At 70.8% G+C, this 8,834-nt stretch carries 5 protein-coding genes, 1 tRNA gene and 1 pseudogene; 3 read left to right on the top strand and 4 right to left on the bottom strand.

What is annotated here, in order from left to right:
* Window positions 1-1,933: crotonase/enoyl-CoA hydratase family protein (locus tag IY392_RS14775; protein WP_194861616.1), on the top strand; the 1,933-nt coding region annotated here is incomplete at its 5' end.
* A 60-nt stretch (window positions 1,934-1,993) separates the two neighbouring features.
* Here IY392_RS14775 and IY392_RS14770 read toward each other — a convergent pair.
* The 3 genes from IY392_RS14770 to IY392_RS14760 all read right to left on the bottom strand — a co-directional run bounded on the left by IY392_RS14770 (window position 1,994) and on the right by IY392_RS14760 (window position 6,341).
* Window positions 1,994-2,070, bottom strand: a tRNA-Met gene (locus tag IY392_RS14770).
* Between the two features lie 113 nt (window positions 2,071-2,183).
* The gene (locus IY392_RS14765; protein ID WP_182612827.1) at window positions 2,184-5,216 is read right to left on the bottom strand and encodes a UPF0182 family protein; all 3,033 of its coding nucleotides are present in this window, start codon (window positions 5,214-5,216) and stop codon (window positions 2,184-2,186) included.
* A 66-nt stretch (window positions 5,217-5,282) separates the two neighbouring features.
* Entirely contained in the window at window positions 5,283-6,341 is a 1,059-nt protein-coding gene (locus tag IY392_RS14760) for a PDZ domain-containing protein (RefSeq protein ID WP_107755968.1), read from the bottom strand.
* 79 nt (window positions 6,342-6,420) lie between these two features.
* Between IY392_RS14760 and IY392_RS14755 the strand changes: the two genes are divergently transcribed.
* Window positions 6,421-7,794, top strand: a complete 1,374-nt coding sequence (locus IY392_RS14755) for a zinc-dependent metalloprotease (RefSeq protein WP_107755967.1) — start codon at window positions 6,421-6,423, stop codon at window positions 7,792-7,794.
* Window positions 7,795-7,813: 19 nt separating this feature from the next.
* On the opposite strand, the gene IY392_RS14750 is transcribed toward IY392_RS14755, so the two are convergent.
* Window positions 7,814-8,458 carry a M48 family metallopeptidase gene (locus IY392_RS14750; RefSeq protein ID WP_309234190.1) on the bottom strand — a complete coding sequence of 215 codons (645 nt, stop codon included), beginning with the start codon at window positions 8,456-8,458 and terminating at the stop codon, window positions 7,814-7,816.
* 147 nt (window positions 8,459-8,605) lie between these two features.
* Here IY392_RS14750 and IY392_RS14745 point away from each other — a divergent pair.
* A pseudogene (locus tag IY392_RS14745) lies at window positions 8,606-8,834 on the top strand (hypothetical protein); the annotation flags it as partial.

Genomic DNA, 8,834 nt, shown 5'->3' with positions numbered 1-8,834 from the left:
GGTCAGCGGAGCCGAGGCCGGGGCCACCGTCGCGGCGCTCCAGTCCCGGGGCCGTGAGCCCCGCTGGACCACCCAGGACCCGGACCGCGGCCCCGACCGGGTGATCGGGGTCGACCGGCCGGCCAACAACGAGGCCGAGACCAGCGTCGGGCTCGGCGCGCCGATCTACGTCTACTCGCTCATCGAATCCGCTCTGCAGGCCGACTCCGGCGAGACGGCCGAGGCCCACCAGCAGCACATCGGGGACCTGTGGTCGCGCCACAGCGCCATCGCGGCCCGGAACCCGTTCGCGTGGGACCCGACCGCCCGCACCGCCGAGGAGATCGCCTACCCGAGCGCGTCCAACCGCACCGTGTCCGCCCCGTACACCAAGCTCATGTGCGCCAACCTCCAGGTGGACCTGGCGGCCGGGGTGATCGTGGCCAGCGTCGCGGCAGCCCAGGCGCTCGGGGTCCCCCAGGACAAGTGGGTGTTCCTGCACGCCGGCGCCTCGGGCACCGACGAGTGGTTCGTCTCCGAGCGCGCCGACCTGACCCGCTCTCCCGCCATCGCCGCCGCCGGCGCGGCCGCGTTCGAGCACGCGGGCATCACGGCGGACGACCTCGGCCCCGTCGACCTCTACTCCTGCTTCCCCTCCGCCGTTCAGCTCGGCGCCCGCGCCCTCGGCCTGCCCTGGCAGGACCCGTCGCGGCCACTCAGCGTGACCGGCGGACTCACCTCGGCCGGCGGACCCGGCAACAACTACGGCCTCCACGCCGTCTCGACTCTCGTGCCGCTGCTGCGCGAGGACCCGGATCAGGTCGGACTGTCCACCTCGCTGGGCTGGTACGCCACCAAGCATTCCCTGGGCATCTACTCGGGCACGCCGCCGAGCCGCCCGTTCGCACACCTCAGGCCCGCGATCGAACGCCCCGCCCCGCGCCCGGCGCGCACGGAACTCGACGGTCCCGCGGTGATCGAGGCCGTGACCGTCCCCCACGGTCGCGACGGTGGCGCGGAGGGAGTCGTGGTCTCCGCGATCACCCCGGACGGCGCCCGCGTCCTCCTGCGGCGCGAGAGCGCCGACGACATCGCCGCGCTCACCTCCGGTACCCCGCTGCGTCGGACCCTGCGTCTCGACGGCGACCGGGTCGTCATCGCGGGCGAGCGGCAGGAGCTCCCGGAACCGCCCACGGCCCCGGTCCTCACCCGACGCGACGGCTCGGTCTGGGTGATCACGCTCAACCGCCCCCACGCCAAGAACGCCATCGACCACGCCACCGCCGTCCAACTTGAGCGCGCGGTGGACGACGCCGAGGACGACTCGAGCGTGCGCGCCATCGTCCTCACTGGCAGCGGCGACACCTTCTGCGCGGGCATGGACCTCGCCGGGGCCCACCGCGGGCAGGTGCCGGTCACCGACCGCCGCGGTCCGCTGGGCCTGACCGCCGAGCCACCCACCACGCCGACGGTCGCCGCGGTCGAGGGACCTGCGCTCGCCGGCGGATTCGAGCTCGTGCTGTGCGCCGACCTCATCGTCGCCGCCGAGAACGCCACCTTCGGCCTCCCCGAGGTCACGCGCGGCCTCCTCGCCGCGGCCGGCGGACTGTGGCGGTCGGCCACCCGTCTGCCGAGGCCGGTGGCCCTGGAACTCGCCCTGCTCGGCGACGCCCTCCCCGCCGCGAGGTTGGCCGAACTGGGAATGGTGAACACCGTGGTACCCGAGGGCAGGGCCCTGGAGACGGCGATGGAGACGGCCCGGCGCATCGCCGCCAACGCCCCCCTCTCGGTGAGGGTCGGCAAGAAGATCGTCGACGAGGCACCCACCTGGAGCCCGGACGAGGCGTTCGGACGCCAGAGCGAGATGGCCGGCCCCGTGATCCTGTCCGACGACGCCAGAGAGGGCGTGGCCGCGTTCGCCGAGAAGCGGGAGCCCCGCTGGACCGGCCGCTAGCCACTTCGCCGAAATAGCCTCAGGCCCGGCTCCCCTGTTGGGGAACCGGGCCTGAGTGCGTGGTAGCGGGGACAGGATTTGAACCTGCGACCTCTGGGTTATGAGCCCAGCGAGCTACCGAGCTGCTCCACCCCGCGTCGTTTGCGTCTATGACACTACGTGCCACTCACCGCGGAAGGCAAATCGGTGAACGCGGAACGACCGGAACATGACTCAACTCACACTGCGGCTGCCATTCATGCAGGTCAACTCAGTTCCCGAGGGCCTGGTAGGCGTCGACGGCCTCCTGCAGATCCTCCAGGGCCCGGCCCAGTGAGGACAGGTCCCCGCCCTGGGCCGAGCGGACCGCGTTCAGCGCCTGGTTGATGTCCCGCACGGCTGCGGCACGCGCGGCTTCGTCCGTCCCCCCGGTGGCCGGGGCCGCCGGGCGCGGAGCGGTGGCAGCGGTGGGAGACGCGGCGTCCTCCGCCTCGGCTTCCGCCTCGCCGCTCTCGTCGATCCGCACGACGTCCGGGTCGGCCTCGATACCCACCTGGCGCAGCGCCTCGTACAGCGTCGGCGCGTAACCCACCGCGCGGTCGTAGCTGACCATCACGCGGAGCAGCCTGGGGAACGCCGAGTCCTGGTCCTTGCGCTGCGTGTAGATGGGCTCCACGTACAGGACGGAGTCATCCGCCAGCGGCAACGCGAGCAGGTTGCCCTCGGTGATCTCGGCCGTCTCGCCCCACAGTCGGCGGTCCTCCGCGATCGCCGGGGAGGCGATCATGATGTCCTGCGCCTGATTGGGTCCCTGCGCCAGGGGTTCCGTGGGCCGCTGCACCCGGACCGTGATGTCGCCGTAGGTGTCCGGGTCCGAGCTCGCCGACATGTGCGCCGCGAGGAACTCGCGCTCGTACCCGCGGAACGCGGAGATGAGCTGGAACGAGGGCTCGTCCGACTCGGGGTCGGTCGGATCGGAGACCACCACGTAGTACGGCGGCTGACTCGGCCCCTCCACCGGACCGGCATTCGCGGCCTGGGTACCCGCAGGTCCACCGGCCGGCCCACCCGGGGGCGGGGTCGGGTTCTGGATCGACGAGGTCACCGTGGGATCGGACGGCACCGACCAGAAGGCGTCGTTGGTGAAGAACTGACCGGGGTCGTCGACCTGGTACCGGGCCAGCAGCTCACGCTGGACCTTGAACAGGTCCTCCGGGTACCGGAGATGCTGCTCGAGCTCCTCCGAGATGGCCTCCCGGGGCTGCACGATCCCGGGCAGGGCCTTCATCCAGGTCTGCAGCACCGGGTCCGACTCGTCGAACGCGTAGAGGTCCACCGTGCCGTCGTACGCGTCGACCGTGGCCTTGACGGAGTTGCGGATGTAGGAGACCTTCTCGTCCGGCAGGACCCGACCGCCGGCCTCGTTCGTGGAGTCGGCCGTCATGGCCTCCAGGGAACTCAGTTCGGCGTAGGGATACGTCTTGAGCGTGGTGTAGCCGTCGACGATCCACTTGATCCGGCCGTCGATCACGGCCGGGTACGTGTTGGTGTCGGTCGTCAACCACGGCGCGACCTTCTGGACACGGTCCCGGGGGTCGCGGTCGTAGATGATCTTGGAGTCCGGGCCGATCAGACTGGACAGCAGGATGTTTCGCTCGGCGAACCTCAGCGCATAGGCCGTGCGGTTGAGCCAGTTGCCGATCGGGACACCGCCCTCACCGGTGTAGGTGTACTGCTCGGTGTCCGTGTCGTACTCACGGGGACCCTCACCGTTGTCGCCGACGATCGCGTAGTCGGGGTCGGCCTGGGCGATGAGCGGACCGAAGTAGGTCCGCGGCTGGGTCACCGGGATCACCATCTCCTGGCCGCTGTTGATGGCCTCGAGGTCCGAGATCTGGAAGTTCGGCAGGCCGCCGCGGTCCGAGCCCGCGTCGTCGGCGATCTCGTTGACCCGGTTGGCGGGCGCGGAGACGAACCCGTTGCCGTGCGTGTAGACGGTGTGCCGGTTGATCCAGTCTCGCTGATTGGCCTGCAGGGACTCCGGGTTGAGCTCGCGCGCGGCCACGAGGTAGTCCCGCATCTCACCGTCGATCGTGTACCGGTCGATACCCAGCGTCTCGGGGAAACCGTAGAAGTTGCGCAGCTGGTGAAGCTGGGTGAAGGTGGGCGAGAGCACGTTCGGGTCGAGCACGCGGACGTTGGACAGTGTCGTGACGTCCGACCCCGCCTCCCGCGGGTTCGGATCCGCCGAGCCCCAGCCCTCGATGTACGTCACCCGGTCGTCACCGATGTCGTACGCGGCCCGCGTGGCCTCGATGTTGCGGGCGATGTACTCCCGTTCCTTCTCGGCGCGGTTGGGGTTGACCGAGAACTGCTCGACCGCCAGCGGCCAGACCGATCCCACCACGAGCGCGGAGAACAGCAGGAGCACGGTGGCGAGCGCGGGGATCCGCAGATCCCTGATCACGATCGCGGAGAAGAAGGCGATCGCACAGACGATCGCCACGGAGAACATGAAGATCTTGGCCGGGATCAGGGCGTTGACGTCGGTGTGTCCGGCACCGGTGAACGTCGCGTTCTCGCGGAACAGCAGCTCGTACCGGTCGAGCCAGTACGCCGCCGCCTTGAGCAGGATGAACAGTCCCGCGAGACTGACCAGCTGGATCCGCGCGGCGCGGGTCAACGCCCCTTCGCGCGCACCGGGTCGGAGCCCACCGAACAGATAGTGCGTGACGAGATTGGCGAGGAACGCCAGGACCACGGCGACCATGAGCCAGGTGACGAGCGATCGCCACAGGGGCAGCTCGAACGCGTAGAAGGAGATGTCGATCCCGAACTGGGCATCGGTCTGCCCGAACGGGGTGGAATTGAAGAACGCGAGAACCGACTGCCAGCCCGTCTGAGCCACGGAACCGGCGAGCAGTCCGAGCCCGACGGGGACCCATAGCACGGTCTTGGCCGGTGAGTCGCCGAGAGCGGCCCGGTACCTCGCCAGCGCGTCCGGCATCCCCGGTTGTGCCAGGAAGACCGGACGGTACCGGTAGGCCAGCAGGATGCCCGCGGCGACCGCGAGTCCCACGAGCAGGGCGACCACGACGAAGAGACCGATCCGCGTGAGCAGCTCCGTCCTCATGACGGTGGTGGCGTCGACCGAGGAGAACCACAGCCAGTTCGTGTACGTGGAGTTGATCCTCGGTAGCACCTGGATCAGGACGATGAGGATGACGATAGAGATGGCGACGGCTCGGCCGCGACGTGAGATCGCGATCGGCCGACCGGGATTACCGGGCGGGCGGACGGACACCGGGGAAGCTCCTGGACTGCTGGGGCGGACATGCTCGTGGAATCCACCTTACGGAAAAGCCCCGGCTCACCCGCAGGTCGGTGGCTGCCCCCCGGAAACGGCCTCCTCCAGCGCCTCCAGCGCGCCCCGGAGCGTGTCCACCTCGATCAGGCGGATCCCTCCCGGTGGGTCCTGCACGGCCTCCGCACAGTTTGCGGACGGGACGAGGAATTCCGTGGCCCCCGCCTCCCGGGCGGCCCGGATCTTGTGGGTGATCCCGCCGATCGGGCCGACGGTGCCGTCGGGCCGGATGGTGCCCGATCCCGCGACCTGCGCGCCGCCCGTCAACTCCCCCGGTGACAACTTGTCCACGATCGCGACCGCCAACACCAGCCCCGCCGAGGGGCCCCCCACGTTCGGGTCGATGTTGATGTCGACGTCGGTGCCGTCCGCCGGTGTGTCACCGACGAGGATGCCCAGGCGCCCCTGGTCGGGATCGCCGTCCGGACCGGCGGGCTGCAACGTCGTCGTCGTCGTCTCCTCGCGCCCGTCCCTGGTGAACCCGATCGAGACCTCCTCGCCCGGCCGCCGGGCGCTGACCTGCTCGACCACCGCGGTGGCGTCGGAGACCCGCTCGCCGTCGATCGAGGTCAGGACGTCACCCTCACGGAGGCGGTCGGCGGCCGCGCCCTCGGGGTCGACGGCCTCGACCCTGGGCTGCATCGGGATCCCCAGGTACCTGTAGGCGGCGGCCTCCGCGGAGTTCTCCGAACCCACCATCTCGGCGGCATTGGACTCGCGGACCTCGTCCCGGGACCGTTCCGGGGGGAAGACCTGGTCACGCGGGACCACCACCTGCACCGGGTCCAGCCAGAACCTCGTGGCCTCGAGGAGGGTGAGGTTGTCCCGGACCGCGACCGTGGTCATCCGCAGCGCACCGGAGGTCTCGTCCGCCTCCCTGCCGCTGATCTCGATGACGGGGACCGTCTCCACCCCGTCCTCGCCCTCGACACGGACGTCGCCGAACGTGTCGTAGGTGGGTCCGGGGCCCATGGACACGAGCGGAACCGTCGCGGAGGTGGCCAGGACGAGCAGCAGCACCGCCGGGACCAGAGCGGCGAGGAGGGTCAGCAGTCGGCGACTCACGGGGGCAAGGGTAGTCCGCGAGCCGATACCGTGACGTCGGGCCCGGACCTGCGCACCCGAGGGGCTGTACCGTTGTGGCATGAACCAGCCCTTCGGTTTCTCCGCTTCCGATGACGACGGTCGCGACGACGACCGGAGCCGCGACCCGGGCGGCCCCGGCGGTTTCGACCCCTCCCAGTTCGGCCAGTTCGGTCAGATGCTCTCCCAGTTCGGTCAGATGCTCGGCTCCATGGGATCGGCGATGACCGGACCCGGCTCCACGGGCCCGGTCAATTACCAGCTCGCGCGCACCGTGGCCCTGCAGGCCCTCGGACGCACCCCGGTCGTGTCCGAGGCCTCCCGGACCGCCGCGCAGGAGTCGATCCGCCTCGCGGAGCTGTGGCTGGACGAGACCACCGTGTTCCCCTCCGGCGTCCACCGGACCGAGGTGTGGACGCCCCAGCAGTGGGTCGAACAGTCCCTGCCCACCTGGGAGAAGATCTGCACCCCGGTCGCCGAACAGATGAACTCGGCCACCAAGGGGGCGATGCCGGAGGAGGCGCGCCAACTCGCCGGACCACTACTGGGGATGCTCGACCAGATGGGCGGCATGGGCTTCGGGATGCAACTCGGTCAGGGACTGGGCAAGCTCGCCCCCGCCGTGCTGTTCTCCTCTGAGGTGGGCCTGCCGTTCGCGGACGACGGTGTGAGCGCCCTGTGCCCGACCGCGATCGACGCGTTCGCGGAGGAACTCGACCTCCCACGCCAGGAGGTCCTGGTGTTTTTGGCCGCGCGGGAGGCCGCCCACATCCGGTTGTTCGCGGGCGCACCCTGGCTCCGGGCGAGGGTCCTGGCCACCGTCGAGGAGTACGCCCGCGGTATCCGGGTCGACACCTCGGGACTGGACGACCTCGCCTCCGGTCTCGACCCGTCCATCCTCCAGGACCCCGCCAAGCTCCAGGAGCTGCTGTCCGGCGGGGCCGGTGCCATCGGGCCCAAGGTCACCAATGTCAACGAGGCGGCGCTCGGCCGTCTCGAGACGCTGCTCGCCCTGGTCGAGGGCTGGGTCGACGCGGTCGTCACCGCCGCGGTCGGCGATCGCCTGCCCAGCGCCGACAAACTACGCGAGATGTGGTTACGCCGTCGCGCCACCGGTGGGGCGGCAGAGCAGGCCTTCGCCGGTCTCGTCGGTCTCGAACTGCGCCCACGCAAGGCCCGGGAGGCCTCGGAGCTGTGGCGCCGGGTCTCCGAGGCGGTGGGCACGGACCGCCGGGACGGCCTGTGGAGCCACCCGGACCTGCTCCCCGTGGGCGAGGACCTCGAGAACCCGGCCGCGGTGATCGACCGGCTGCTCGACGAGACCACCGGGGACCAGTCCGGGGTCGACGAGATCGAGAAGTTCCTCCGCGAGTCCGGGGGCGGTCCCGGCACGGGATCCGGCGGCGACGCGAACGGACCGGCGCGGGACTCCTGAACTGCCGGCCCGTCTGAGGTCAGGGGCCGTCGTCCTGCACGAGGTCCCCCACCGCCTCGCCGCCATCCGCGGCTCCGCCGGACCCCGGCGCGAGAGTCCTGGAGTGGGCCTCCAGAAAGCCCATGGCACGCTCGGTCCGCGGATAGCGTCGCACCACCTCCCAGAAATCCGGGGTGTGTCCGCCGGGCACCACGAGATGGGCGAGTTCGTGCACGACGACGTAGTCCAGCACGTACGCGGGGACCTCCCGCAGCGCCTCGCTGACCCTGATCTCCCCCGACGCGGGGGAGCACGAGGCCCACCGGGTGGTCATCGCGGGCACCCACCGGATCGACCCAGGTCGCGCGCGTCCGTCCATCCACCTGTCCGACAGCGAGGCCGCACGTCGCATCAGGTCCTCGTCGGACGCCCTGGCCCCCGACCGCCTGGCGGAACGACGCAGTCGCGACAGCATGTCGGCGACGAGCCGACGTTCCTCGGCCCGGGGCAGCCCGGCCGGCATGAGCACCACCACGGCCCCGTCCTCCACTCGCGCGGAGACCGTCCTCGTGCGACGACGCGACCGCCGCACCTCGATCCTGGGGTCATCAGGGCTGGTGGGCAGCCCGTCAGCGGGTACCGAACCCTGATCGACGTCGGATTCCGGCTGGGGCGTGGGTGACACGCCGACCACGCTAGACGACGGGCGACCTCTCTGTTCTCCACAGGTCGCACCAGGTGCACCGGGCTGTGGACAGGCCGCCGACGAGCGTCCCCGCGACGACCACGTGCGTGCCACGATGTGCTCGTGTCATCAGCTACCCCCTCCGGAGTGCGTCCACCCCACACCGCGATAAGACCCACCCCGCGGGATCCCGTCCGGGCCGTCCTGCGGGCCGGGACCGTCGTGGTGGTGAGGGACCACGACTCGGTTCAGGTGGGACTCGCACCGGACCGCGCGGTCGTGGTGGCCGCCCCCGGGTCGTGCGGACCCCGGGGTCTGGCGGCACTGCTCCTCGAGCTCGAAGGCGGGTCCGACCTCGACGACGCCGCCTCCCGGG

The organism is Dietzia sp. SYD-A1, from assembly GCF_015356725.1.
Lineage (GTDB): Bacteria > Actinomycetota > Actinomycetes > Mycobacteriales > Mycobacteriaceae > Dietzia.
Note: the sequence above shows the minus strand (reverse complement) of the source record. Positions and strands in the feature narration are given on the sequence as shown.

What these genes read in the sequence shown, in the direction of transcription:
- IY392_RS14755 (WP_107755967.1), top strand. Translation starts at nt 6,421, where the DNA reads ATGAACCAGCCCTTCGGTTTCTCCGCTTCCGATGACGACGGTCGCGAC.